Source organism: Pseudoalteromonas espejiana DSM 9414 (assembly GCF_002221525.1).
In the GTDB taxonomy this organism is placed as follows: domain Bacteria; phylum Pseudomonadota; class Gammaproteobacteria; order Enterobacterales; family Alteromonadaceae; genus Pseudoalteromonas; species Pseudoalteromonas espejiana.
In genome coordinates this window covers 3,000,404-3,025,996 of sequence record NZ_CP011028.1, presented here as the reverse complement: position 1 = coordinate 3,025,996, position 25,593 = coordinate 3,000,404, and the positions used below count along the sequence as shown (strand labels likewise).

21 protein-coding genes are annotated in these 25,593 nt (G+C 40.4%); 7 read left to right on the top strand and 14 right to left on the bottom strand.

Going from position 1 to position 25,593, the window contains the following annotated elements:
- Nucleotides 1-64 precede the first annotated feature (64 nt).
- The 8 genes from PESP_RS13715 to PESP_RS13680 all read right to left on the bottom strand — a co-directional run bounded on the left by PESP_RS13715 (nt 65) and on the right by PESP_RS13680 (nt 9,569).
- Nucleotides 65-1,312 (bottom strand): phenylacetate--CoA ligase family protein, encoded by a 1,248-nt coding sequence (locus PESP_RS13715; protein ID WP_089348526.1) that lies wholly within the window; start codon nt 1,310-1,312, stop codon nt 65-67.
- 50 nt (nt 1,313-1,362) lie between these two features.
- Entirely contained in the window at nt 1,363-2,184 is an 822-nt protein-coding gene (locus PESP_RS13710) for an ABC transporter ATP-binding protein (protein ID WP_089348525.1), read from the bottom strand.
- 78 nt (nt 2,185-2,262) lie between these two features.
- On the bottom strand, nt 2,263-3,510 hold the full coding sequence (locus PESP_RS13705) for an ABC transporter substrate-binding protein (protein ID WP_089348524.1): 1,248 nt from the start codon (nt 3,508-3,510) through the stop codon (nt 2,263-2,265).
- 63 nt (nt 3,511-3,573) lie between these two features.
- Nucleotides 3,574-4,647 (bottom strand): branched-chain amino acid ABC transporter permease, encoded by a 1,074-nt coding sequence (locus PESP_RS13700; RefSeq protein ID WP_089348523.1) that lies wholly within the window; start codon nt 4,645-4,647, stop codon nt 3,574-3,576.
- A gap of 78 nt (nt 4,648-4,725) precedes the next feature.
- Nucleotides 4,726-5,619: a branched-chain amino acid ABC transporter permease gene (locus tag PESP_RS13695; RefSeq protein WP_006791860.1), complete on the bottom strand. Its 894-nt coding sequence runs from the start codon at nt 5,617-5,619 to the stop codon at nt 4,726-4,728.
- Nucleotides 5,616-7,586 carry a long-chain fatty acid--CoA ligase gene (locus tag PESP_RS13690; RefSeq protein WP_089348522.1) on the bottom strand — a complete coding sequence of 657 codons (1,971 nt, stop codon included), beginning with the start codon at nt 7,584-7,586 and terminating at the stop codon, nt 5,616-5,618. Before PESP_RS13690 ends, PESP_RS13695 begins: the two co-directional genes overlap by 4 nt.
- Nucleotides 7,586-8,404: an ABC transporter ATP-binding protein gene (locus PESP_RS13685; protein ID WP_006791862.1), complete on the bottom strand. Its 819-nt coding sequence runs from the start codon at nt 8,402-8,404 to the stop codon at nt 7,586-7,588. The genes PESP_RS13690 and PESP_RS13685 overlap by 1 nt, the downstream gene beginning before the upstream one ends.
- 124 nt (nt 8,405-8,528) lie before the next feature.
- On the bottom strand, nt 8,529-9,569 hold the full coding sequence (locus PESP_RS13680; protein ID WP_089348521.1) for a DcaP family trimeric outer membrane transporter: 1,041 nt from the start codon (nt 9,567-9,569) through the stop codon (nt 8,529-8,531).
- A gap of 211 nt (nt 9,570-9,780) precedes the next feature.
- Here PESP_RS13680 and PESP_RS13675 point away from each other — a divergent pair, with 211 nt between their 5' ends.
- A complete protein-coding gene (locus PESP_RS13675; RefSeq protein ID WP_089348520.1) occupies nt 9,781-13,320 on the top strand; it encodes a hybrid sensor histidine kinase/response regulator in 3,540 nt (1,179 codons plus the stop codon).
- On the opposite strand, the gene PESP_RS13670 is transcribed toward PESP_RS13675, so the two are convergent.
- Nucleotides 13,317-13,976, bottom strand: coding sequence for a response regulator transcription factor (locus PESP_RS13670; protein ID WP_089348519.1), 660 nt, complete (start codon nt 13,974-13,976; stop codon nt 13,317-13,319). The genes PESP_RS13675 and PESP_RS13670 overlap by 4 nt on opposite strands.
- Before the next feature lie 341 nt (nt 13,977-14,317).
- Here PESP_RS13670 and epd point away from each other — a divergent pair, with 341 nt between their 5' ends.
- The 6 genes from epd (at nt 14,318) to PESP_RS13640 (ending at nt 21,609) form a co-directional block, all read left to right on the top strand.
- Nucleotides 14,318-15,328 (top strand): erythrose-4-phosphate dehydrogenase, encoded by a 1,011-nt coding sequence (epd, locus tag PESP_RS13665; protein WP_089348518.1) that lies wholly within the window; start codon nt 14,318-14,320, stop codon nt 15,326-15,328.
- Nucleotides 15,329-15,393: 65 nt separating this feature from the next.
- Complete coding sequence (locus PESP_RS13660) at nt 15,394-16,569, top strand: phosphoglycerate kinase (protein ID WP_089348517.1); 1,176 nt, start codon at nt 15,394-15,396, stop codon at nt 16,567-16,569.
- A gap of 198 nt (nt 16,570-16,767) precedes the next feature.
- Nucleotides 16,768-17,832 (top strand): class II fructose-bisphosphate aldolase, encoded by a 1,065-nt coding sequence (gene fba / locus PESP_RS13655; RefSeq protein ID WP_089348516.1) that lies wholly within the window; start codon nt 16,768-16,770, stop codon nt 17,830-17,832.
- A 645-nt stretch (nt 17,833-18,477) separates the two neighbouring features.
- Nucleotides 18,478-19,167: a phosphate regulon transcriptional regulator PhoB gene (gene phoB, locus PESP_RS13650; protein WP_004586083.1), complete on the top strand. Its 690-nt coding sequence runs from the start codon at nt 18,478-18,480 to the stop codon at nt 19,165-19,167.
- A gap of 54 nt (nt 19,168-19,221) precedes the next feature.
- On the top strand, nt 19,222-20,529 hold the full coding sequence (gene phoR, locus PESP_RS13645) for a phosphate regulon sensor histidine kinase PhoR (RefSeq protein WP_089348515.1): 1,308 nt from the start codon (nt 19,222-19,224) through the stop codon (nt 20,527-20,529).
- Between the two features lie 114 nt (nt 20,530-20,643).
- Nucleotides 20,644-21,609 carry a PstS family phosphate ABC transporter substrate-binding protein gene (locus PESP_RS13640; RefSeq protein ID WP_089348514.1) on the top strand — a complete coding sequence of 322 codons (966 nt, stop codon included), beginning with the start codon at nt 20,644-20,646 and terminating at the stop codon, nt 21,607-21,609.
- 67 nt (nt 21,610-21,676) lie between these two features.
- Here the strand turns inward: PESP_RS13640 and PESP_RS13635 are convergent, their stop codons facing one another.
- Genes PESP_RS13635 through pcnB form a run of 5 tightly spaced genes read right to left on the bottom strand, consistent with a single transcriptional unit; the run spans nt 21,677 to nt 25,456 of the window.
- Complete coding sequence (locus PESP_RS13635) at nt 21,677-21,913, bottom strand: hypothetical protein (RefSeq protein ID WP_089348513.1); 237 nt, start codon at nt 21,911-21,913, stop codon at nt 21,677-21,679.
- 30 nt (nt 21,914-21,943) lie between these two features.
- Entirely contained in the window at nt 21,944-22,792 is an 849-nt protein-coding gene (gene panC / locus PESP_RS13630; RefSeq protein WP_089348512.1) for a pantoate--beta-alanine ligase, read from the bottom strand.
- The gene (gene panB, locus PESP_RS13625; protein ID WP_089348511.1) at nt 22,792-23,586 is read right to left on the bottom strand and encodes a 3-methyl-2-oxobutanoate hydroxymethyltransferase; all 795 of its coding nucleotides are present in this window, start codon (nt 23,584-23,586) and stop codon (nt 22,792-22,794) included. The genes panC and panB overlap by 1 nt, the downstream gene beginning before the upstream one ends.
- Nucleotides 23,587-23,616: 30 nt before the next feature.
- Nucleotides 23,617-24,102: a 2-amino-4-hydroxy-6-hydroxymethyldihydropteridine diphosphokinase gene (gene folK / locus PESP_RS13620; RefSeq protein ID WP_089348510.1), complete on the bottom strand. Its 486-nt coding sequence runs from the start codon at nt 24,100-24,102 to the stop codon at nt 23,617-23,619.
- Between the two features lie 4 nt (nt 24,103-24,106).
- Entirely contained in the window at nt 24,107-25,456 is a 1,350-nt protein-coding gene (gene pcnB, locus PESP_RS13615; protein WP_089348509.1) for a polynucleotide adenylyltransferase PcnB, read from the bottom strand.
- Nucleotides 25,457-25,593 lie beyond the last annotated feature (137 nt).

The following is a 25,593-nucleotide window of genomic DNA, read 5'->3' as shown; positions in this document are numbered from 1 at the left end:
AAAGGCTTTAAAATGCTGAGGCAGGTATTTTATTAGCAAACTCAAAGCCTTGTTGAAAATAAAACTAACACGTAGCTCTTAGGTCGTCGATCACTTTGCCGTCATCGCTTAAAGTGCCGGGGCTCACAAGCTCAACACTGCCATTTAACTTTGTATATAGCTTTAGGCTTTCTGATAGTGTGTTTTGCAGTGTGGTTGTCTCTGCATTATTGGCGTTTGTACTTAGCTCACACAAAAGGTGCATTTTATCGTTATGGCTTTCACTTGTAACATTCAGCCTGACTTTAGTAATGCCGCTAACACTTAACCTAACGCGCTCCACTTGCTCGGGATGGACAAACATACCTTTAATTTTGGTTGTCTGATCTGCTCGTCCCATCCAGCCTTTTATGCGTAAATTTGTACGTCCACATTTACTTTGCCCTGATTTAATAGCAGATAAGTCACCTGTAGCGAAGCGAATTAAAGGGTAGTCATGGTTGAAGCTGGTTACAACAACTTCACCTACCTCGCCATCGGCTACCGGCTCTAAACTGCCAGGGCGAACAATTTCCACAATAAGGTCTTCAGCAATAATTAAACCATCATCTGCAATGCTTTCATAAGCAATTAAACCTACATCTGCGCTGGCATAAGCTTGTAATGTATTAATGCCTGCTGCTGTAAACTCATCACGCAGTGCTTTAGGTAAAGCCTCACCGGTGACTAATGCTTTAGTAATACTGCTTATATCGCGCTTTTGCTGCTGAGCTTTATTTAATAAAATTTTTAAAAAAGAGGGAGTGCCGCAGTAGCCTTGAGGTTTTAGTCCTTCAATGGTGTCGAGTTGTTGTTCGGTTTGCCCTGGCCCTGCGGGTATTACAATACAGCCACAGGCGCGAGCTCCGGAATCAAGTATGAACCCACCAGGCGTTAAATGGTACGACAAACAGTTTTGCACCTTATCGTGCTTTCTAAAACCAGCTGCGTAAAATGCTTGGCCCATTCTCCACCAGTCATTTTCACAGTTTTCTGGGTCGTTAATAGGGCCGGGCGATTGAAACAGCCGACTAATATGCCCTTGCTCTGAGTTTAACCCCGCTAACGGCGATGCTGTTTTTTGTAAGCTAATGAGTGATGATTTTCTGGTAATGGGCAGTGTGGCCAATTGTTCCCGAGTAGTTATTTTATCCGCAGTAATATCGGCTAATATATTTTTGTAATAGGGGGTGTTTTGTTTTGCATATGAAATAAAGCTAGGCAATTTTGTGAATAAATCGTGTTCTCGGCTTATATGCGATTGGCTTTCTTTTGGGTTAAATAAGTTAGTCATAAGGGGCTCCGAAGTCATGCTAAAAAGTAAATTTATTTAAACTGTTTTTATTACAGCCAGCGCTTTCTGCGTTTATAAGACTTTAAATCTTTAAAGCTTTTACGGTCTTCGTTACCACCTCCTAGGTAAAACTCTTTAACATCCTCGTTATTCATGAGCTGCTCTTGTGTTCCGTCTAATACCACTTTTCCAGACTCCATAATGTAGCCATAATTAGCAGCACGCAGCGCGTAATTAGCGTTTTGCTCTACTAAAAACATAGTGATGCCTTGCTCTTCATTTATTTTTTTTATTATCGCGAATACTTCTTTAACAAGTAGGGGGGAGAGGCCCATTGATGGCTCATCTAGGCAAATCATTTTTGGCCTAGCCATTAATGCCCGACCTATTGCTAGCATTTGTTGTTCACCGCCAGATAAATAGCCGGCTAAACCTGTGCGCTCTTTCAAACGCGGAAAGTAGTGATAAACCATGTCAATATCTTGGTTTATTTGCGAGTCTCTTCTAGTAAATGCACCTAGCTTTAAGTTTTCTAAAGATGTCATATCTTCAATAATACGACGCCCTTCCATTACTTGAAATAAACCGCTGCGCACCACATCTTCTGCATTTTTAGAATCTATGCGCTCGCCCATAAAAGTAATGTCACCTTTGGTTACTTCACCGTTTTCGGTTTTAAGTAATCCAGAAATAGCTTTAAGTGTTGTTGATTTACCTGCCCCATTTGGGCCTAATAAAGTAACAATCTCTCCCTCTGGTACATCTAAGCTAACGCCTCTAAGTACCTGAATAACTTCATCGTATACAACTTCTATATTATTGACGGTTAAGATGGGTGAGGCGGGCTCTAATTTTTTTGCTGCTGATGACATACACACTCCGTATTTATTTAGTCTTGTAGGTTGGTTGCAAAGAGCTTTGAAGATCCTTGCAACCAATTTTTATATTTATTAGTAGCCTAACCAATCGTCACGGCGTTCAAGTGTTACTACCGATACTTTTTCAGCAGTTACATTGCCTTTGTTGTAATTGCCTTTGTATATGTTTACTTGGTTTACACCACGGTGATCGTCTTTACTCCAGTTGGCAGCTAAGCACACACCTTCAAGCCCTTTAGGCACCCAGTTCTTTTTAACGTACATGCCTTTTTTAATGTTTTCGCCAGTTATACCGCCGTTTTCTTTTGCCCATTCCATTGCTTCTTTCATGTAAAACGTTGAACAAACACCGCGCACATAATGGTGAACGCGCTGCTCTTTTCCTGATGGATCTGATTGTTTTGATATTTCTCTCACCAATTTCATGCCAGGCATTTCATCTTCCCAAAAAGGGGTCATAGTAGGGAAAATGTAATCTTTAATGCCTTCACCTGCCGCATTAAAGATTTTTTTGTCGCCGCCCCAAATGTTTGACATAAACTGAATATCAACGCCGACGGTATTACATGATTTAACCAACGAAAGTACAGAGCCACCTAAGTTGCCAATGTAGCCATAATTAGAGCCTGAGCTTTTTAAACTTAAACATTGCGCTTTAAAATCGCCTGGTTTCATCGAAATTACGATTGCAGGTTGTACATCAAAACCGAGCTCAGTTGCGTATTCTGCACAGGCTTCTTTAGGCGCGTTAGGAAATGGATGATTTGCACCTAGGTGAGTAAATTTGGGTTTACCTTTACCGCCTTTGTTCTGCCAATCTTGAGCAGCCCATTGAACAAGTCCACGGCAAGAGTCTGAGTACGAAGCGCCATAAAAAAAGTTATAAGGCGCTGGTTTTTTAGTGTGTGGATTTTTGCCAGTCGGGTCGGTTAAATGTCCAGAATAAGACGCTGAAAATACGGGGACTTTGTCTCTGGCTACAAACGAAATTAGCGCTTCTGTATCAGCGGTACCCCAGCCTTGCATTGCGACCATTTTTTTACGCGAATACCATTTTTTATAAGAAGCAATGGCCTGTGGTACTTTATAGGCGTAATCAATAGTTTCAGACTCTAATCGAGTGCCATTAATACCGCCATTTTCATTAATGTAAGCAAGTGAGTCACGTACTCCGTCAGCATAGTTTTTACCAACAAATGAGGTAGGTCCTGACATATCAGCTAAGTGACCTACAAACACAGAGTCTTGAGCAATTACGTGGTTACTCATAGCTAATGAGCAACATACAAATACAGAACTTAATTTTAATTTATTGTGCATGATAATTTCCTTTTTCATTTTTTGGCTGTGTTGCCAATGAGCTTGTTGTTGTCGTGTAATTTGTTAGTAAGAAAACGGGTAAAATTTCCAATAGTTTTTAATTTGTGCCCAGCGATGCGCCATGCCTTCTGGCTCAAAAATTAAAAATAAAATAATAACTAGGCCTATAGCCATTTCTTTAATGTAAGCAAGGCCATCAACCACCATAGGAATATTGCCCCAATCAGTCATTTTCATTAATCCAACGCCGCTTTCTAACACTTCAGGTAAAAACACCATAAATACAACGCCCATAAGGGTGCCTTTAATAGAACCTAAGCCACCAATGATGATCATCGCTAGAAATTGAATCGACATAAATAATGTAAATCCTTCAGCTGAAACGTATCCTAGGTAATGCGCGTATAACGCACCGCCAATACCCGCATAGAAAGATGAAACCCCAAATGACAGCAAACGGTACTTATTAAGTTTTATTCCCATAATTTCTGCTGATAGGTAGTGATCTCTTACTGCAATAAAGGCGCGACCTTCTCGGCTGCGCATTAGGTTACATCCCCAGATATACATAAAAACAAGGGCAAATAACGCAATGTAAAAAAAGCTTTGGTCGGTATTAAACACAAAGCCAAAAATAGAGACAGGGTCGGCTGATGAGCCAGCTGAACCACCAGTAAACCATTGGGCACGAGCAAAAAAATCTTCGAGAATAAATTGAGCGGCTAAAGTGGCAATTGCTAAATAAAGCCCTTTAATACGCGAAGCGGGAAGGCCAAATAGCATGCCAACCAACATAGTTAAAAAGCCTGCGATAGGGATACACAATAAAACAGGGATGCCAAAGGACATATTCAGCCAAGCTGAGGCAAACGCACCAAAGCCAAAAAATGCGCCATGGCCTAATGATATTTGCCCCGTATAACCGACTAAAATGTTAAGGCCTAGTGCCGCAATGCCTAAATATGAAATTTGAATAAACAGCGTTAAAAAGTATGCATCGACTAAAAATGGTGCGCAGCATAGTAGTGCAATGGCAATAATAGCTACGTTACGAATGGTTTTAGTTTCGTAAATGGTATTGTCTTGTTTGTAACTGGTTCTAAAGTCGCCACACGGGCGCATAGTTAAGCTAGACATAATAAGATCCTAATTTTTATAATTTATGTTTAAGCGCATTGCGCTGTATTTTTACAGCGCGTCGCTAAATGTAAGCTCTTAAATTCGTTCAATATCTTTAGTTCCAAATAAACCATAAGGTTTAAACCAAAGTATGATGAGAAGGACGTAAAATGGCGCTATGTCGTACATGTTGCCAACATGAAGGTATTGGCTATCAAAAAACTCAGCTAAGTTTTCCAGCACTCCAATTGTTAAGCCACCCACAATTGCACCTACAATCGAGTCGAGGCCACCTAAAATAACGGCTGGGAACACTTTAATCCCCATCATTGATAGAGAACTTGAAACCCCGTTAACCATCCCTATTACAATACCGGCTGTTGCTGATACCGTTGCCGCAATGCCCCAGCTCATAGCAAACACTTGTTTAACGGAAATACCTAAGCTTTGTGCAATTTGCTGATTAAATGCAGTGGCTCGCATAGCGAGGCCATATTTTGAATGTTTAAAAAAGAGGTAAAATGCAACCATAATAATTAAGGCTATAACCGTACTCATTAAGTAGGCTGACTCTATATTTAGGCCAAAAATTTGAATGCTTTGTGCATCAAATACTTGCGGGTAACTTTGCGCTGACACACCAAAAATCCACTTCATCAACGCTTGAAAAAAGATAGATAAACCAATTGTAACCATAATGACTGAAATAATTGGCTCGCCAATCATAGGGCGTAAAACAATCATTTGAATTAAAATACCAAAGGCCGCCATAAACGCCATTGTGAGCAAAAAGCCAACAATAAAGGGCAGCTCTAAGTAAATAAGTACGCTCCAGCATACCCAGGCACCGACAAGTAAAAATTCGCCTTGTGCAAAGTTTACAATTTGTGTCGACTTATAAACTAAAACAAAACACATACCGACGACGCCATACAACAAGCCGACAATAAGCCCATTAATGATTAACTGAATGAGTAATTCAAAGTTCATGATGCTCTCCGTTGTGCTTCAGTGTGAGTGTTTGCCACGGGGGTGACTGTGGGAGTATTAATAAGAGATTGGATTTTAAGTTGAGTTTGAATGCGTGTTTTAGTGCCATCTTGAAATACAATAACGGTATCAATATCAACTATATTTTGATCTTGGTATATCGCATCTATGATATCGCCATACTTTTGGGCAATAACGCTGCGTCTTACTTTACGCGTACGTGTAAGCTCTCCATCATCAGCATCAAGCTCTTTATAAAGCAGTAAAAACTTATGTATTTTTTGAGCGTCAGGGAGTGATTCATTAACACGTTGTATTTCTTCACTGAGCTTTTTATAAACTTCAGGGTGGGTAGATAAGTTAGTGTAATTTGTGAATGAGTAACCGTTTTGTTCTGCCCATTTAGCAACGATACTAAAACGAATACAAATGATGGCTGATAAATAAGGTTTGTTTTTACCTAATATGACGGCTTCGCCAATAAATGACGAAAACTTCAATTTATTTTCAATGTATTGCGGTGAGTATTGAACGCCGTTATTTGTGCATGCTAAGTCTTTTATTCGATCGATAACAACCAAGTGCCCTGAAGGCTTAAAGTAGCCTGCATCGCCTGTTTGCATCCATCCATCTTTAACATCTTCGTTGTATGCATCTTGGTTATTAAGATAGCCGGTAAACATACCCACTGTTTTAGCAACGATTTCGCCAACACCGGCTTCATCCTCGTTAATCACCTTAATTTTTGCGTTATCGAACGCAAAGCCAACACTGTCGTAATCAACATCGTTTTGATGATGAATTGTATAAGCACCACACATTTCGGTTTGCCCATAAAGTTGCCTTAACGGCACACCAATGGTTTGAAAAAACCTAAACGTGTCTGGGCCCATTGCAGCCCCGCCTGTTGCTGCCGATTTTAAATATGAAAAGCCGAGTCTGTCTCTAAGCGCTCTCATTAAAATAAGCTCTGCAAACCACGATTTTTTACCTTTAAGCTGGCTTTTTTCGGCAATGCTCATGGCAAAAGAAAATAGTTTTCTTTTTAATGGTGTTGAGTCCATCATCCGAGCTTGAACATCCGCTAAAATTCCTTCCCATACTCGTGGGGCAAGTAATACAAAGCTTGGGCCTATTTCTCTAAGATCAGACATTAATGTTTGTTGCTCTTCAACAAAGTTAACTATTTGACGTGCAATAAGTGCTTGGCCAACAGCATAAACTTGCTCCATTATCCAAGGCAGAGGTAATACCGATACGTAGTTATCGCCTGGCTGGCGTGGATCAGCTCTTAAGTAAGAGCTGCAATGTTTAACAAAATTACCACCATTGAGTAGTGCTATTTTAGGCTTTGAAGTAGTGCCGGATGTTGTACAGTAAATTGCTATGTCGTCTGGGGAGGTTGCTTCAATTAGTTGTGGGTAGCGATTAGGTTCACTGTTATCTATGGTTTGGCCAAGTGTATACAGCGAATTTACGTCAATTAAGCGCTCATCGTTGTATTTGCGCATGCCTCTAGGGTCGCAGTAAACAATAAATTTAACGTGTGAAATTTCATCGCCTAGTTCGAGTAATTTATCGCACTGTTCTTCATCTTCAGCTATTACAACCGTGGCATGACTACTTTGGAGTAAGTAGGCCACTTCTTCATGCATTGAATCTTGGTAAATACCTAAAGAGTGGCATCGCATTGCGTGCGCAGCTACTTCTCCCCACACCCATTCAGGGCGATTATCGCCAAGCAAGGCAATTGCATCACCCTTATTTACACCTTTATCTAGCAATGCAAGTGTGAGCCACTTTACTCGGTTGTTATAATCTTCCCATGTAAATTCATTCCATATACCAAATTCTTTTTCTCGCATGGCTGTTTCATGAGGCCATTGCTGGGCATTAAACTGTAATATTTTAGGAAAGGTATTGAGTTCGGCCATTTCAAAATCATTAATTGAATCATGGTGAGTCATTAGCTTACTTCCTCTAATGTGTTAACTTCTTCAGGTTCGCTATCGGCTTCTTCGAGTCCTAAATAGGCACGTTTTACGTATGGGTCTGCCATTACTTGTTCTGGTTTGGCGCAAATTAAGTTTTTACCAAAATCTAAAACCATTACTTCATGGGAAATATCCATCACCACGCCCATGTCGTGTTCAATCATGACAACGGTGATCCCAAACTCTTCATTAAGGTCAAGAATGTACCTAGCCATATCTTCTTTTTCTTCTAGGTTCATGCCTGCCATTGGCTCGTCGAGTAGAATAAGTTTAGGATTGAGGGCCATTGCTCTTGCAAGCTCTACGCGTTTGCGTAAACCATAAGATAGGGTGCCTGCTATGGATTTGCGGATGTGGGATATTTCTAAAAAGTCGATGACTTCTTCAACTTTTCGTCTGTGTTCAAGTTCCTCTTTTTGCGCACCGGATGCCCAATATAATGGACCCGTTAGCCAATTATTTTTTAATAAGTGATGACGGCCAACCATAATGTTGTCTAATACCGACATATGACCAAATAAAGCGAGGTTTTGAAATGTTCGACCCATCCCTAAATCGGCGCGGTCGTTTGGCTGCAAACTCGTTACGTTTTTATTATTAAAAAAAATGTTACCGCTATTAGGGGTATAGCGCCCTGAAATACAATTTAACATTGAGGTTTTACCGGCCCCATTAGGGCCAATAATCGAAAAAACAGACCCTTCTTTAACAGAAAAGCTCACATCGGTTAAGGCTTTAACCCCACCAAAAGCAAGTGATATGTTTTCTACATTAAGTATTGAAGCTGTCATTGCTGCTCTCCAAATTTTTCGGATTGACTGTCTCTAATGTAAAAAGGGGAGGAGAGTATTCTCCTCCCAAACGCAACATTGGTTGGGAGTGTTACGCGGTGCTAAGCATTAGAGGTAAAGTGGCTTAAAGTGCAAATCTCAATGTGGCTTGAACGTAGTTAGAGTCTTTATCTTGTTCATCCATACAGAAGTTACCTACTTCAAAGCCCACCACTAAATCTTTGGTTAAATTTTGAAATACGTTAACGCCCCATTGAGTACGTTCGCGCTCAGACACATCACCTTCAACTTTTCCGTAGAGCACGCTTGAACGAAGTGTATCTGTCCAAAAGTGGCGGTATGCTATGAGTACTGAGGTGAGATCTTCAACTTCGTTATCGTATACATCTTTTGCAGCAGCAGCGCCGACATAGCGACCAAGCTCACCTTTGTGAAATTGAAAACGTAGATCATCTTTGCCAGTTGTTTTAACTAAACCTGCCACAGACATACCAAAAGCAGATTCTTGCTCACCTGAGAGAGTGTTAAGCTGACGCGCAAGGGCCGATACTGATACGTTGCCCCAATCATCTTTAAAGTTATAGCGAGCGACTAAATCGGGTAGTTTGTCGTTAGAGGTATCGCCGCCCCATGTTTCTGGGTTTTCTAGCGACAGTTGAAAATTACCCATGTTATAACGCACTTGCCCTTGGCGAATAAACACCAGCCCTGTGGTAGCACCTGCAAAATCGGCTGCTTCTGGAATTGCACTGGTATTCATAAACGTTGACCACGTTTGGCCAACAGTGAGGTCTTGATAGTTTATAAAAGCGTGACGTATACGTGGGTTTGCAGAGTTCGATATTATTTCGTTACCACCACCACCGTTAAAATCCATTTCAATAAAGCCGGTCACATCGCCATGGACATACTTGGTGTTGAAACGGGTTTCATTAGCAAAAATTTTAAACTGAGAGGCGTCTTCTTCAAGCGCTGCACCATCCCCAATCCAAAAATCACGATAAGCTACATCCCCATCAACATACCGAGAGTCTATTTTTATATAGCCACCAAATGTGAGTTTATCGTTTTCTGTTAGTTTGATTTCGTAGCCGGCAAAAGCGGCTGAACTTGCAGTTAGTAACGAAGATGCCAGTAGTAGTTTTTTATATTTTGAATCGAACATCTAGCTTATTCCCTTGTATTAGTTGTTCAGCTAATAGTAAGTAAACCGAACAAAGCAACAATTAGTAATAAGACTTAGCACCTATCGTTTAGTCCTTTAGTCTAGTTCTTTAGTTGGGTGCTATATGGTTAAATTCAGGATGTAAAAAGGGTAACTCCCACTTCTACTAATAATAAAAAATGTGCTAAAAAGCACGGACAAGAAGCTCATTATGTTTTCTAACTGGTTGCTAATAAGTGTAAGCATTGGCTATATAAGCTTACTGTTTTTAATCGCTTTTTTAGGCGGGAAGTATCGTCATAAATTAGTTGCTAAACAGCATGCGATTATTTATGCGCTATCGCTGGGTGTATACTGTACATCGTGGGGTTTTTTAGGAACATCTGCACAGGCTGCTAGCGGCTCTTTTAATTATATTCCTGTTTATTTAGCCCCTATCTTATTATTTATATTTGCTTGGCCTTTTATACAGCGGATTATAAAAACGAGCCTGCAACTAAAAACAAACTCAATAGCCGATTTACTCTCTGCCCGTTTTGGCAAGTCACAAAGTTTGGCACTTATTATTACGCTAGTCGCGTTAATAGGCACTTTGCCCTATATAGCCTTACAACTAAAAGCAATTATTGACTCATATATTATCTTGCAAGAAAGTCAGGATCTGCCCGTTTGGCAGCTAGGTTTAATTGTTAGTGTGATTTTAACTGGCTTTACAATTATTTTTGGTATTAGAACGATTGATGTAACAGAGCGCCACCCAGGAGTGATGATAGCTATTGCATTTGAGTCAGCCGTTAAACTGATTGCATTTTTACTTGTGGGGCTTTTTGTATCGTTTGTAATTTATGACTCACCTTTAGAAATTTTAGAAAAGTCAAAAGGGCATGTTTCTTTAGCGCAGCAATTTGAACCAAGTAATTTGGTAGGTATGTTTGGTTTACTATTTATTGTTATGTCAGCGTGCTTATGTTTACCGCGGCAGTTTCAAGTCATGTTTGTTGAAATAAAAGATAGAAAAACAAGTAGCTTAGCGCGTTGGTTGTTACCTGCTTACATTTTAGTATTTGCATTTTTTGCAGGGCCTATTGGTTTAGCGGGCACTTTAAATTATGCGGAGTCGTTAAATGCAGATGCTTATGTATTATTTTTACCCGCCTATTATGGGCAGGTGTGGTTGTCGTTATTTGCGTTTTTAGGGGCTGTTTCTGCAGCAAGTTCCATGGTTATTGTATCAACCATCGCGTTGAGTACGATGTTGAGCAATGAAATTGTCTTCCCGCTTATATTTAAATTTTCACCCAGGAAAAACCACGATTATTTGCATTTTCAATCACGGCTTTTATTTATTCGTAAGGCGTTAGTGGTTGTTGTAATAGCATTAAGCCTTGGTATGTTGCTTATTTCTCCGCCTGGCGCGTTATCATCATTGGGTGAAATTGCTTTTGGCGCTATTGCGCAAATTGGACCTGCATTGATAGCTGCTTTTTTCTGGCCAAGAGCCACTCAAAAGGGCGTTTTTTGGGGGATAAGTTGCGGCTTTCTAATTTGGGGATTTGGCAATTTACTCCCGCAGCTTGGTTTTTACGAACACTTATTTAGTAACACGACTTGGCCTAAAACCACGGTAATGACCTTAATAGGGTTAAGCCTAAATATAAGCGTATTATTTATAGTGTCATTGCTGACCCGACAAAACATCCGCGAAGAAATGCAGAGTAAGTTTTTTTACGATACAGGTAAAAACCACCATAGGCATTTTCCTAAACAACCAAAGGTAGATATAAGTGAACTTGAACTGCTTTTGGCCCGCTTTATTGGTTTTGAAAAGTCAAAACAGTGTTTTGCACAATTCAATATACTGCACAAAGATAAAAAGCATAAAACCTACAATGAAGCATTACTATTTCATGCTGAGAATACTTTGGCACCTGTGCTTGGGGCTGCGTCAGCTAAACTTGTATTGTCTTTTGGTTTAGGTGGGCGCGATATGGCTTTTGACCAAGTGGCAAAAATTGTAGAAGATAATTCTACTCAGCAGCTTGAGTTTAGTCGCTCAGTTTTACAAGGCGCCATTGAAAATACCAGTGAAGGCATTTCAGTGATTGATGGCGACTTAAATTTAGTGGCTTGGAATAAGCAATACCTAGATATTTTTAATTACCCAAAGGATTTTATATATATTGGTTGCCCTATCAGTGAACTTATTAGATACAACCTTACAAATCAAAAGCGATATGTGTGTGATATTGAGGCTCAGGTAAATAAACGTTTAGGGTATTTAAAAGCAGGAAGTAGGCATCAGTCTGAGCGGCGTTTACTTAATGATAAAATTATTAATATTGAAGGAAACCCGATCCCAGGCGGGGGCTTTGTAATGATTTTTACAGATATTACAGAATTTAGAAAAGCCGAAAAATACCTAAAAGAAGAAAATACAGACTTAGAAAGCCGCGTTTTAGCACGTACTAAAGAGTTAGAACAAGCGAATGTTGAACTCGAAAAAGCGAATCAAGAACTTGTAGCAGCACAACTAAAAGCAGAGCAAGCCCACCTTAAAAAAAGCCAATACTTAAGAGCATGTAGCCACGATTTATTACAGCCACTTTCTGCTGCTCGTTTGTTTTCATCTGCGGTAAGTTTAAGCGCCAAGGTATCTGCGCAAGAGCGAATGCAAATTAAGCAAATAGATAACTCGTTAGAGATTGCTAATAATCTTTTACTCGATTTAAACGAAATAGCACGTATTGAAAGCGGTAATATAACCCCTGATATCAGTGTATTTCCTATTGAAAAACTATTCTCTATGTTAAAGCTTGAGTTTTCAGCTTTAACGCACGATTACGCAATAGATTTTAGATGTGCTTCGAGTAAGGTGTATATAAAAAGTGACTTAACGTTACTTGCTCGAATTGTACAAAACTTTTTAAGTAATGCTTTTCGTTATGCACACGATGGGAAAGTATTGTTAGGTTGTCGCAGGAAAGGGCAAAACCTGTGCATACAAGTAATTGATAATGGCCCCGGGATCCCATACGAAAAACAACAGCAAGTGTTTGAACAATTTACACAATTATCAACCAAGCTGGTGGGTCCAAAAGGGCTTGGTTTAGGCTTAAATATTGCAAAAAGTTTAGCTGAAATACTCAATCATAAGCTTGGGCTACTCTCTAAGGTAAATTGTGGCAGTGCGTTTAGTGTAGAAGTGCCTTTAGCGTCAGAGGTTAAGCTTGCAGAGCCTAAACCTACACAGGCGAGTAACAGCTTACAAGGCGTGTGTGTGCTGTGTATAGACAATGAGGAAAGCGTGACGGCTGGTATGAAGGATTTACTATCAGCATGGAAGTGTAATGTGCTATTAGCCTCAAATGCTCAACAGGCTATGTCTATTTACAAGAGCCACGAGGAAGATATTGATATATTACTGGTTGATTATCAGCTAACAGATGAAGCTATACCCGCATGTGATTCACAAACGAGCACGGGATTACTCGGGGCCCAAAAACACAGCCCTGCTCACGTTCGCTATTACAATGGTATTGAGCTGATTCAAGCTATACGCGCAGTAAGCCCGTATCCATTACCTGCAATTCTCATTACAGCCACTATGGATGAGTCAGTGCAAAAACAGGCGCAGAATGCTGATATCGGATATTTGCGTAAAATAGTTAAACCTATTGCATTAAGAGCGCTGATGAGTTCGCTTTTAACTAAGCGATTAGAAAAAAATTATATATCCGATACATTTCTTTAAGGTGTGTTATGAGTAAAAAAGTCATGTTCATGCTTATGGTGGTTTAGCAAAATAACGGCTTGAGTACGGTTTTTAACACCCAGCTTTAAAAAAATGGTACTCACATGGCTCTTTATTGTCGATTCAGACAGGTTTAGGTCATACGCAATTTGTTTATTGAGTAGCCCATCAGCCAGCATAAAGAGTATTTTTCGTTGTTGATTGGTGAGTGTTGAAATTTTACTTTCTTCTTTATCTTGCTGAGATCCTTGTTTTAATGCATAAGCGGGAACCCAAAGCTCACCATTAATAATGCTATTAAGTGCAGCTACCATGTCGTTAACGGGAGTGGATTTAGGTATGAAACCAGCAGCCCCAAATTCTATTGCCTTATTAATGGTTTCAGACTCTTCAAACCCAGAGATAACTACTACCGCGATATGGGGGTATTTAAGGCGAATGTTATTAAGTGTATTAAACCCCTCCGCACCGGGTATATCTAAATCTAATAAAATAAGGTCGATGTCGGGTGTATCAATAAGTGCTTGTTCTAGTTCGGCGATAGTTTGTGCCTCAAGCAATGAAGAGTCAGTAAAGCTTGAGGTAAGCATTAGCGACAATGCTTGCCTAAACAGGGGGTGATCATCTGCAATGATAATTTTTGTGTGTGTTGTCATTTTATTTTCTAACCTAAAGTTTAGATAAATGATCTTTTATTTTGATAATTTACTTTTAAGAAAAGGTAAATTTTTTGATTTTAATAACATAACCCGATTAGATTAAAATTCAATGTTAATTCTATAAATTAGACTAAAGGACTAAGACTTTTATTGTTTAATTAGAAGGATATAAATGCTGTTAACTAATTTTGCTTATTAATATTGATATTAAAAGGTTTATTAATTTAAAGTTTCTAATCGCTCCCTCTTATAAAAATGTTCAAGGTCGATTACAATACAGCCATCTAAAAGGCATTGATGCCTTTGTCTGCACGTAAAGAGAGTGGATTTTATATTTCATGGCAATCAAACTTGCAATAAATGGTTTTGGTCGTATTGGTCGAAATATTGTCCGCGCGTTGTACGAGTCAGGTTTGAGCGACGAGATAAAAGTTGTTGCGATTAACGAACTTGCTGACCCTGAAGCTATTGCTCATTTATTAAAATACGACACATCCCACGGTCGTTTTTCTTTTCCTGTAAAGCTTGGTGAAGACACCATTAGTGTTGCAGGCGATACCATTGCACTATTTTGTGAAGAAAACCCAGTAGAATTACCTTGGCAAACCCTTGATGTAGATGTAGTACTTGAATGTACCGGTGTTTATCACTCGCGTGAGCATGCACAATTACATATTACCGCGGGTGCTAAAAAGGTGTTGTTTTCTCATCCAGCTGATAACGACGTAGATGCCACTATTGTGTATGGCATTAACGACGATGAGCTTAAAACCGAACACACTATTGTATCAAATGGCTCGTGTACCACTAACTGTGTGGTACCCGTTATTAAAGTGCTAGATGATGCGTTTGGCATTGAGTCGGGCGCTATTACTACTATTCATGCTTCAATGAACGATCAACAAGTAATTGATGCGTATCATCATGATTTACGCCGTACTCGCGCTGCGAGTCAGTCTATTATTCCTGTAGATACAAAGCTTGCGCGTGGTATAGACCGTATTTTGCCAAAATTTAAAGGTCGCTTTGAAGCCATCGCGGTTCGCGTACCAACGATTAACGTAACAGCGATGGATTTAAGTGTTACAGTAAACGCCGATGTAGATTTAAACGCGGTTAATAATGCACTTAAAGCACAAGCAAAAGACCGCTTAGAAGGTATTTTAAGTTACACCGAAGAGCCACTGGTATCGGTTGATTTTAATCACGACCCGCATTCTTGTATTATTGATGGCACGCAGACACGTGTTAGTCATAAAAGGCTGATAAAGTTACTTGTTTGGTGTGACAATGAGTGGGGTTTTGCCAATCGCATGCTAGATACAGCACGTGCGATGATGGCTAAGTAAACGTATTTTATAATAATTTTAAAATTTATTTTTCAGGTTCAAGTATCGTTAACTAAGGAGATGTTATGTCGGTCATAAAAATGGCAGATTTAGATTTAAACGGCAAGCGCGTATTAATTCGTGAAGATTTAAATGTACCAGTTAAAGCAGGTAAAGTGACCTCAGATGCGCGTATTCGTGCTGCACTGCCTACTATTAAGCTAGCCCTTGAAAAAGGCGCTAAAGTAATGGTTATGTCACACCTTGGCCGCCCAACAGAAGGCGAGTACGATGATGAGTTTTCGCTTGCCCCTGTAGCCGATTACCTAAACGATGCACTTGAGCAAACTGTACGCCTTGAAAAAGACTACTTAAACGGCGTTGAAGTTGCCGATAACGAAGTTGTTGTGTTTGAAAATGTGCGCTTTAACAAAGGCGAAAAGAAGAACGATGAAGCGTTATCAAAACAACTTGCAGCACTGTGTGATGTATATGTAATGGATGCATTTGGTACGGCTCACCGTGCACAAGCCTCTACACATGGCGTTGGCTTATTTGCCGATGTAGCGTGTGCAGGCCCTTTACTTTCAGCTGAGCTTGAAGCATTAGGTAAAGCACTTGATAACCCAGCTCGCCCATTAGTGGCCATTGTTGGTGGTTCTAAAGTATCGACTAAATTAACTGTTTTAGACTCGCTTTCAACAATTGTTGATCAGCTAGTAACAGGTGGCGGTATTGCCAATACCTTTATTGCAGCTGCGGGCCACCCGGTTGGTAAATCACTATATGAAGCTGATTTAATGGATGAAGCAAACCGTTTATGTGCAGCAGCTAAACAAAACGATGGCGAAATTCCGGTTCCTACCGATGTAGTTGTTGGTAATGAGTTTTCAGACTCAGCAGTTGCTACGCTTAAAGATGTAAGCGAAGTAACAAGCGATGACATGATTTTTGATATTGGACCAGATACAGCTAACCAGCTTGCTAAAATTATAGCAAACGCAGGTACTGTAGTATGGAATGGCCCTGTTGGCGTATTTGAGTTTGATCAGTTTGGTAATGGCACACGTGCTATTGCACAAGCAATTGCAAATTCAAACGCGTTTTCAATTGCAGGTGGTGGCGACACTTTAGCTGCTATTGATAAGTACGGCATTGCCGATAAAGTATCTTACATTTCAACTGGGGGTGGTGCGTTCTTAGAGTTTTTAGAAGGCAAGAAACTTCCAGCAGTAGAAATGCTAGAGTCGCGCGCTAAATAAATTTAGCCGTGTATGGTGAGGGGAAACCCTCACCAACGATTAATTATTAAATACCTCTCACCCTTATTTAATAGTTAATTATGACGAAACTTTGCAGCTTTAGTTGTGATGGTTCGTGGCGCAGTGATTGCGCCAAACTAACAAATCCGTTCAAACTAGATGGCAGGAGACTGCTGTCGATAAATTGGAGAATACCCAATGGCTTTAATCAGTATGCGACAACTTTTAGATCATGCAGCTGAACACGGTTACGGCGTTCCAGCCTTTAACGTGAATAACCAAGAGCAAATGCGCGCAATAATGGAAGCGGCTGATAAAACAAACAGCCCAGTAATTGTTCAAGGATCAGCAGGCGCACGTGCTTACGCTGGTGCTCCATTTATCCGCCACATGATTTTAGCAGCCGTTGAAGAATGGCCGCACATTCCTGTAGTAATGCATCAAGATCACGGCACCTCGCCAGGTGTTTGCCAACGCTCAATTCAACTTGGCTTTTCATCAGTAATGATGGATGGCTCACTAATGACTGATGGAAAAACCCCTTCAAGCTACGAATACAATGTAGATGTAACACGCGAAACCGTTGCTATGGCGCACGCCTGTGGTGTGTCGGTTGAAGGCGAGTTAGGTGTACTTGGCTCACTTGAAACAGGTGAAGCGGGCGAAGAAGATGGTGTAGGCGCAGAAGGAAAGCTTACTACTGACCAAATGCTTACCGACCCTGAAGAAGCCGCTGACTTTGTAAATAAAACCCATGTTGATGCGCTGGCTATTGCTTGCGGTACTTCGCACGGGGCTTACAAGTTTACGCGCCCGCCAACAGATGACATTTTAGCGATTGATCGTATTAAAGAGATCCATGCACGTATTCCTGATACGCATTTAGTAATGCACGGATCGTCGTCGGTGCCGCAAGACTGGTTGGAGATCATAAACCAATACGGTGGTGAAATTCCTGAAACCTACGGTGTGCCAGTAGAGCAAATTGTAGAAGGGATCAAATTCGGCGTACGTAAAGTAAATATAGATACAGACTTACGTTTAGCGTCTACCGGTGCTATTCGCCGCCATATGGCGCTTAACCCATCTAACTTTGACCCGCGTAAATACCTAGCTGAAGCGACCAAAGCGATGACAGAGATATGTGTAGCGCGTTACAACTCGTTTGGTACAGCAGGACAGGCTGGTAAAATTAAGCCAATTTCACTGGACGACATGCACCTTAAATACTTAAGCGGCGAACTAGACCCAAAAATTAGATAACACCACTTTGTAAGCAATTTATTTAAAAGCCAGTAACTTAGTTGCTGGCTTTTTTAATGGCTATCAATTTTATTATGCTGAGATCACTGTATTACTAACCCGGTTATTTGGGATCACGCATTTACTAACACATGTATTTTTTGGATCATTAATTTACTAAGCGCCGCCAATTTTAAGGCTGATTTTGAGCTATAAATAATCTGATCGTTTTTTATTTAAACAACTAATCAGTTACTTAGCGATTTGACTAAGTATAACTGTGATCTCAAAACCGATCTGCTTGGTAAAACTCTGATCTTTCACATAGCCCTTAGTAAAAAACCGATCTATTTTTGAGCGAATGCTTAGCTGTATTTACTAATATTTTGCAAAAAATAAAGTTTGCCAGTTAAGTTAGTAAAGCAATGATCCATCAAAAAGATCCAATTTATAGCCACACGAAATAAAACTGTAATCGTTTTTAAATATGTTTTTAACTGTATAAATAATCAAAATACTTTTAAAAATATGACCTTAATGGGAAGTTTTGTCACAAATTTGTGTTTTTTTTACCATGATTTTAATTTACACGTTACACTTTCATAAAAATGTCATACTTAGTCATAATAATGAAAACTAATTCGATAGCGTAAGAGATAATTTGGAATGTCACGTAAAGTACTAGTCGTAGATGATGAAGCTCCTATCAGAGAGATGTTAGTTTTTGTATTAGAGCAAAATGGATTTCAGGCAATTGAAGCAGAAGATTACGACTCTGCCATTGCAGCCATGGTCGAACCGTACCCAGATATGGTTTTACTTGATTGGATGTTACCTGGCGGTAGCGGTATTCAAATTGCTAAGCAATTTAAGCAAAGCGAATATACCCGTCAAATTCCAATTATTATGCTGACGGCCCGCGGTGAAGAAGAAGACAAAGTACGCGGACTAGAAGTAGGCGCAGATGACTACGTAACTAAACCATTTTCTCCTAAAGAATTAATGGCGCGTATTAAAGCGGTTATTCGTCGTGTATCGCCAACCTCTTTAGAAGAGGCCATTGAAGTGCATGGCCTGCGTTTAGACCCAATATCACACCGTGTAACCTCTGAGGGTAGCGAGCTTGATATGGGGCCTACAGAATTTAGATTATTACATTTTTTTATGACTCATCCAGAGCGTGTTTATAGCCGTGAGCAGCTGCTAGATCATGTGTGGGGAACTAATGTTTACGTAGAAGACCGTACTGTTGATGTGCATATTCGTCGCTTGCGTAAAGCGATTGCACCACTTGGACATGACCGTTTAGTACAAACTGTACGTGGCGCAGGTTATCGTTTTTCAAGCAAATTATAACGTACTTACAGCTTTGCTTGCTTGTAAAGTACTACTCTAAGGTAAAGTGAGTGTATGTATCGAGTTGTTAACAAGCAGGCGTTAGCAAAGCGCCTGTTTATCTATTTTTTGCCCTTATTGTTAATTGGTGTACTTGTTGGTGCACCATTTTTGCTTTTATTTTTAGGCACAACTTCTCTCCTCGTATGGCATTACCATCAACTATATCGCTTAAGTGATTGGCTTTTAAATCAGCGCAGCTTTAATCCGCCAGAAGGCGAGGGCGCGTGGGAACAAGTATTTGAAGGCATATACCATTTACAACACCGTAATCGAAAAAAGCGTAACGAGTTAGCCGATTTAATACGCCGATTTCGTGATGGCGCAGAGGCAGTACCCGATGCTGTTGTGGTACTGCAAAATGACTTGAGCATTGTATGGTGTAATCAACTTGCCCTGAAGGTACTCGGGCTACAATGGCCTACTGATCACGGGCAACGCCTTGATAATTTAATCCGCGAACCTAAGTTTGCTAAATATATGCATCGAGGGGAGTTTGAAGACCCTTTAGAGCTTGATAACGGCAACATAGTCGACCAAGTGCTTGAATTTAGGGTAATGCCTTATGCCAGTACCCAGCTTATGGTGGTTGTACGTGATGTAACACGCTTAAAGCAGCTTGAGCAAATGCGCAAAGACTTTGTTGCCAATGTATCGCATGAGCTACGAACGCCGCTTACTGTGGTAACAGGTTATCTTGAGATGATGGATGGCGACATGATGCCGCCGCCTGCAATGTGGAACAAAGCGCAAAATACTATGCTTGAACAATGTAAGCGCATGGACAGCTTAGTAAATCAGCTGTTATCACTTTCTCGTATTGAAGGCGCTCGTAAGCAAGATAACGACAAAGCGATAAATGTACCGCAAATGCTTAATTATATAAAAACCGAGGCTCACTCTATTAATCAAGATAAAGGCCATGAACTCATTTTTAATATAGACAATGAGCTTGATATAAAAGGCTCAGAAGATGAGCTACGTAGCGCGTTTTCTAATTTAGTATTTAATGCGATTCATTACACTAAAGCCGGTGGAAAAATAATAGTGAACTGGCAGCGTAAAGAAGATGAAGCACATTTTAGTGTTGAAGATAATGGCGACGGTATTGCACCGGAGCATATAAACCGTTTAACCGAGCGATTTTATCGGGTAGATAAAGCCAGAAGCCGTACCACGGGTGGCTCAGGTTTAGGGTTAGCAATAACCAAACATGTGCTTACACGCCATGATAGCCAATTAAATATTAGTAGTGAATTAGGCAAAGGCTCGAGTTTTTCTTTCGATTTTTCAAAGGATAAGCTAGTTAGTTTAGCTAAATAATCGCAAATAAAAGCTAAGTCATAAAAGTGTCATTTAAGAGTAATCTAACTGTCATGTACTCACTTTAGAGTAGACGGCAGTTAGGAAATGGGACGAACAAATCGGAGAACCCGCATGAAATTTAAAAATTTAGTTGCCGCAATGGGTGTGGCTGTTACAACTTTAGTATCTGCGCAGGCTGTTGCACTTGATGATGCAATTCCTGAATATCAAAAAATTAACGGTGTTTCAGGTAACTTTTCATCTGTAGGTTCTGATACGTTAGCCAACATGATGACTTTTTGGGCTGAAGAGTACAAACGTATTTACCCAAATGTGAACATTCAAATTCAGGCTGCAGGTTCGTCTACTGCTCCACCGGCACTTACCGAAGGTACCTCAAATATGGGACCTATGAGCCGTAAAATGAAATCAAAAGAAATCGAAGCGTTTGAAAAACGTTACGGTTATAAGCCAACTGAAGTACGTGTAGCAATTGATGCACTAGCGGTATTTGTTCACAAAGATAACCCAATTGAAGGTTTACGTATTGACCAAGTAGATGCGGTTTTTTCTTCTACTCGTAAGTGTGGCGCATCAGATCAAGTTAACCGCTGGAGCGACATTGGCTTAACGGGTGATTGGGCTGCTAAAGACATTCAATTATACGGACGTAACTCTGTATCAGGTACTTACGGTTACTTTAAAAAGAAAGCACTATGTAAAGGTGATTTCCGTAACAACGTAAATGAGCAACCAGGTTCGGCGTCTGTTGTACAGTCAATCTCTTCTTCATTAAACGCGATTGGTTACTCAGGTATTGGTTATAAAACATCAGGCGTACGTACTGTGCCACTATCTAAAAAAGGCACTAACTATGTTGATGCTACTTTAGAAAATGTTGCACAAGGTAAGTACCCGCTGTCTCGTTTCTTATACGTGTACGTGAACAAGCACCCTAACAAGCCGCTTGCACCAATTGAAGCTCAGTTCTTAAAAATGGTACTTTCTAAAGACGGTCAAAAAATCGTTGAAAAAGACGGTTACGTACCACTATCTGCTAAGTTAGTAGAAGTTGAACTTAAAAAGCTTGGTTTATAATTTAAACCCAAGCAATAAAAAAACCGCTCAATGAGCGGTTTTTTTGTGCTTAAAATTTAAAGTTAAATTATAAGCTACCTAATTTTTCGGCTTGAGCTTTACACTGATTGTAACTTTCTACACATTTAGCAGAGCATACTTGCTGCTTTAAGCCTTGGGCAATAGATTGCTGCTCACAGGTGCTTTCGCATTGATAGTTTTGCTGTGCACATTGGTTTAATTCAGGGTTTTGCACTTGGTTTTGGCAAGCAGCTAACAATGAAAATGAAAGGGCGATTACACTCGATTTAATAATTGTTTGCATGCTTATCCTTAAAAGTGAGCTGCGCGAGTATTAAATTACAACTTGTAAGTTGTCTATTAATCTAACACTGCCTAAATAGGCCGCGGCTAAAATAACAAATTGTGTATCATCAAGTGTAGCAGCTTTTAATGTATCTCGTTGAGCTATCTCAAAATAGTCAGGTTTAAGGCCTGCCTGTTCTAAGCTTTGTTTAGCACTTTGTTGAAGCGCTTTATAATCAGTATTACCTGCTTTTAACTGCTCAGCGCATGCATTTAGCGTGGTAAATAGCGCTGTGGCTGTTGCTTTTTGATCAGCTGATAAATACCCATTACGCGAACTCATAGCCAGGCCCGATACTTCACGCATGGTCGGTACACCAACTACTTCAACCGGAATTGATAAGTCACGTACCATGGTTTTAATAACTTGCAGCTGCTGAAAGTCTTTTTCACCAAAGCAGGCGTAATCTGGCTGTACTAAATTAAATAACTTAGTAACAACGGTCGCAACCCCTTTAAAATGGCCAGGGCGCGTGCCACCGCAATAACCCATTGAAACACCAGGTACATCAACAAAGCTCTGCTCACCTAAGCCATTAGGGTAAATAGTGTCTACGCTTGGCGTAAATACAATGTCGGTGTCTAGTTCGGCTAAGCCTTGTTTGTCTGCGTTAAGTGTACGTGGATAGTTATCTAAATCTTCGTTAGCGCCAAATTGCATAGGGTTTACAAAAATACTAACAACAACCTTATCGGCCATTGTTTTTGCCTTTTCTACAAGCGAAAAATGACCACGGTGTAAGTTGCCCATAGTAGGCACTAATGCCACGCTTAAACCCGCTTGGCGCCATGCTTTAATTTGACTACGTAACGATTTGATTTCAGTAATTGACTGCATTATTTAAACTCATGTTCGGCACTTGGAAATGCGCCACTTTTAACGTCTGTACAATACTTTTTAACCGCATCTGGCATGTTGCCAGTTTCCAGTAAAAAGTTTTTAGAAAATTTAGGAATGTACCCTGCTGAAATACCAACAAGGTCGTGCATTACCAAAATTTGACCGTCGGTTACATTACCAGCACCAATACCAATAGTAGGAATGTTAACAGCATCGGTAATGCGTTTAGCAAGTGCACTTGGAATACACTCAAGTACTAATAATTGTGCGCCGGCATCTTCAAGCGATTTAGCGTCTTCAATCATTTTTTGTGCTTTTTCTTCTTCGCGGCCTTGAATTTTAAAGCCGCCAAATACATGCACTGATTGTGGCGTTAACCCTAAGTGCCCGCACACAGGAATACCTTGTTGCGTTATGCTTTTTATGCTTTCGTGCAGCCATTCACCGCCTTCAAGCTTAACCATATTGGCGCCAGCGCGCATTAGCTCTGCGGCATTTTTACAGGTATCACTCACATTTGAGTAGGTCATAAATGACATGTCGGCAATAACAAATAGCTCACGGCTACCACCTCGTACACAGCGTGTATGATAGGCAATATCTTGATTGGTTACGCCAAGGGTGTCGTCTCCTCCTTGAAGCACCATGCCTAATGAATCGCCAACCAAAATAACCTCCACACCGTTATCGTGAAATAACTTAGCAAAACTCGCATCGTAGGCGGTTAATGCAGTGATTTTGTTATTTTCTGCTTTCATTTTATTTAAAGTAGAAACGGTTATTTTAGACATAATATCCTCGCAGGCATAAGCCTTGGTTAATTACAGAGGTAATTGTTGTAAGTCGTTGAGCGGTAAATTTTGCGCAATGGTTTTTAAAGCAATGCCGCTTGGTAAAATAAGTTCTGGGGCAAGTTCTAGCAACGGATAAACTACAAACTCTCGCTCACTTAGGCCGTAATGGGGCACAGTTAAACGTGCCGTATTAATAATTTGCTGGCCAAAAAGTAAAGTATCAATATCGAGCGTGCGTGGCCCCCAGCGCTGTGCCTTTCTTACGCGGCCATGCTCAAGTTCAATCGCTTGTGTTAAATCAAGCAATTGCTCTGGCTCAAGTGATGTTTTAATACAGGCTACCGCATTAACGTAGTCGGGCTGATCTTGTGGGCCCATAGGTTTACTGGCGTAATAATGCGACACACTTGTAAATTCACAATTGGGCAGCTTTTTAAGCGCAGTAACTGCGTTATCAAGCTGCTCTTTAGGTGAGTTTAGATTGGCACCTAAACCCAAATATACACACTGCATGCAATTACTCAGCTGGCTTTTTAGTCGTTCGACGGCGAGGGCGCTTGCGCGGTTTAGGCCCACCTTGATGACCAAGTGTTTTAACCATTTCTTTTTGGCCGTTTATATCTTGGCTTAAGTACTGGGTCCACCACTGAGCAAGCTCAATATGTTGTTGCTCGCCCGCATCAACACGCAATAATAAAAAGTCATAAGCGGCTTTAAATCGAGGTTGCTGGGTAAGCCTGTAAGCGCGCTGACCAGCACGTTTATCTAAACGTTGCTGTATATGCCAAATATCGCGTGCACCGAGCGTAAAGCGCTTAGGTACAGCTATATGCTGAGCGTTTTCACTTAACACTTTGTTCATGGCTTGCGCAAATGCATCAAAGTAAGAAAGTTGCTCTTGTTGTTTAATTTTATCTGCACGTTCAAGCAGCGGGAACCACAGTAAGGCGGCAAATATAAAAGCAGGTGTTACTTTTTTATCAGCATTTATGCGCTTATCGGTATTTTGAAACATCTGCTGAATAAATTCAGCTTCTAAGCCGTCTGGGTTTTTATCTAAAATTTTATCAAGCTCAGGGAATAACGATTTGAATAAACCGTATTGACGAAGCATTAAATAGTTTGCTTCTGCTTTGCCGTTTAAAAACAGCTTAAGTACTTCTTCAAATAAACGTGCAGGCGGAATATTATCAAGTAAGCTGGCAAGCGCGGTAATTGGCTTTTCACTTTTTGGCGCTATGCTCATATCAAGCTTTGTTGCAAAACGCACTGCACGTAACATACGTACAGGGTCTTCGCGGTAACGTGTTTCTGGGTCGCCAATTAACTCAATTTGCTTTGCTTGTATTGCTGCTAAACCGTTGGCGTAGTCGTAAATACAAAAGTCGTTAATTGAGTAGTACAAGGCGTTAATTGAAAAATCACGACGCTCTGCGTCTTCTTCAATGCTGCCAAATACGTTGTCGCGCAATAATTGGCCTTGCTCACTTGATTGGCTAATTTGGTTTTTATCTTCTTGCGCTTCATGGTGCCCACGCATTGTTGCCACTTCAATTATTTCGCGGCCAAAAACAATGTGCGCTAAACGAAAGCGGCGACCAATTAGGCGACAGTTTCTAAATAGCTTTTTAACTTGCTCAGGCGTTGCGTTGGTTACAACGTCAAAATCTTTTGGTTGCTGGCCTAACAATATATCGCGAATACAACCACCTACTAGGTACGCGTCGTAGCCACCGTCTTTTAAACGGTAAAGTACTTTGATTGCATTTGGGCTAAATTGTTTGCGTGAAATGCCATGTTCACCGCGTGTAATTACAACCGGTTCATCACTTGTTTGAGTGCTTTGCGTATCGGCATTTGGGCCGATTATTTGCCTGCAAAATTGAAAAAGCTTGGAAATAATAATCTGTCTCCTACAGAAATGATGATTGGCTGGTCATCGCAATCATAAAGCACAGTAAGTTAGCTATTATAGTGCGGTGCTTTGTGTTTATTGTAAATAGC

Excerpts from the sequence above, each read along its gene's own strand:
- PESP_RS13715 (WP_089348526.1), bottom strand. The coding sequence starts at position 1,312 with ATGACTAACTTATTTAACCCAAAAGAAAGCCAATCGCATATAAGCCGA.
- PESP_RS13710 (WP_089348525.1), bottom strand. The coding sequence starts at position 2,184 with ATGTCATCAGCAGCAAAAAAATTAGAGCCCGCCTCACCCATCTTAACC.
- PESP_RS13705 (WP_089348524.1), bottom strand. The coding sequence starts at position 3,510 with ATGCACAATAAATTAAAATTAAGTTCTGTATTTGTATGTTGCTCATTA.
- PESP_RS13700 (WP_089348523.1), bottom strand. The coding sequence starts at position 4,647 with ATGTCTAGCTTAACTATGCGCCCGTGTGGCGACTTTAGAACCAGTTAC.
- PESP_RS13695 (WP_006791860.1), bottom strand. The coding sequence starts at position 5,619 with ATGAACTTTGAATTACTCATTCAGTTAATCATTAATGGGCTTATTGTC.
- PESP_RS13690 (WP_089348522.1), bottom strand. The coding sequence starts at position 7,586 with ATGACTCACCATGATTCAATTAATGATTTTGAAATGGCCGAACTCAAT.
- PESP_RS13685 (WP_006791862.1), bottom strand. The coding sequence starts at position 8,404 with ATGACAGCTTCAATACTTAATGTAGAAAACATATCACTTGCTTTTGGT.
- PESP_RS13680 (WP_089348521.1), bottom strand. The coding sequence starts at position 9,569 with ATGTTCGATTCAAAATATAAAAAACTACTACTGGCATCTTCGTTACTA.
- PESP_RS13675 (WP_089348520.1), top strand. The coding sequence starts at position 9,781 with ATGTTTTCTAACTGGTTGCTAATAAGTGTAAGCATTGGCTATATAAGC.
- PESP_RS13670 (WP_089348519.1), bottom strand. The coding sequence starts at position 13,976 with ATGACAACACACACAAAAATTATCATTGCAGATGATCACCCCCTGTTT.
- epd (WP_089348518.1), top strand. The coding sequence starts at position 14,318 with ATGGCAATCAAACTTGCAATAAATGGTTTTGGTCGTATTGGTCGAAAT.
- PESP_RS13660 (WP_089348517.1), top strand. The coding sequence starts at position 15,394 with ATGTCGGTCATAAAAATGGCAGATTTAGATTTAAACGGCAAGCGCGTA.
- fba (WP_089348516.1), top strand. The coding sequence starts at position 16,768 with ATGGCTTTAATCAGTATGCGACAACTTTTAGATCATGCAGCTGAACAC.
- phoB (WP_004586083.1), top strand. The coding sequence starts at position 18,478 with ATGTCACGTAAAGTACTAGTCGTAGATGATGAAGCTCCTATCAGAGAG.
- phoR (WP_089348515.1), top strand. The coding sequence starts at position 19,222 with ATGTATCGAGTTGTTAACAAGCAGGCGTTAGCAAAGCGCCTGTTTATC.
- PESP_RS13640 (WP_089348514.1), top strand. The coding sequence starts at position 20,644 with ATGAAATTTAAAAATTTAGTTGCCGCAATGGGTGTGGCTGTTACAACT.
- PESP_RS13635 (WP_089348513.1), bottom strand. The coding sequence starts at position 21,913 with ATGCAAACAATTATTAAATCGAGTGTAATCGCCCTTTCATTTTCATTG.
- panC (WP_089348512.1), bottom strand. The coding sequence starts at position 22,792 with ATGCAGTCAATTACTGAAATCAAATCGTTACGTAGTCAAATTAAAGCA.
- panB (WP_089348511.1), bottom strand. The coding sequence starts at position 23,586 with ATGTCTAAAATAACCGTTTCTACTTTAAATAAAATGAAAGCAGAAAAT.
- folK (WP_089348510.1), bottom strand. The coding sequence starts at position 24,102 with ATGCAGTGTGTATATTTGGGTTTAGGTGCCAATCTAAACTCACCTAAA.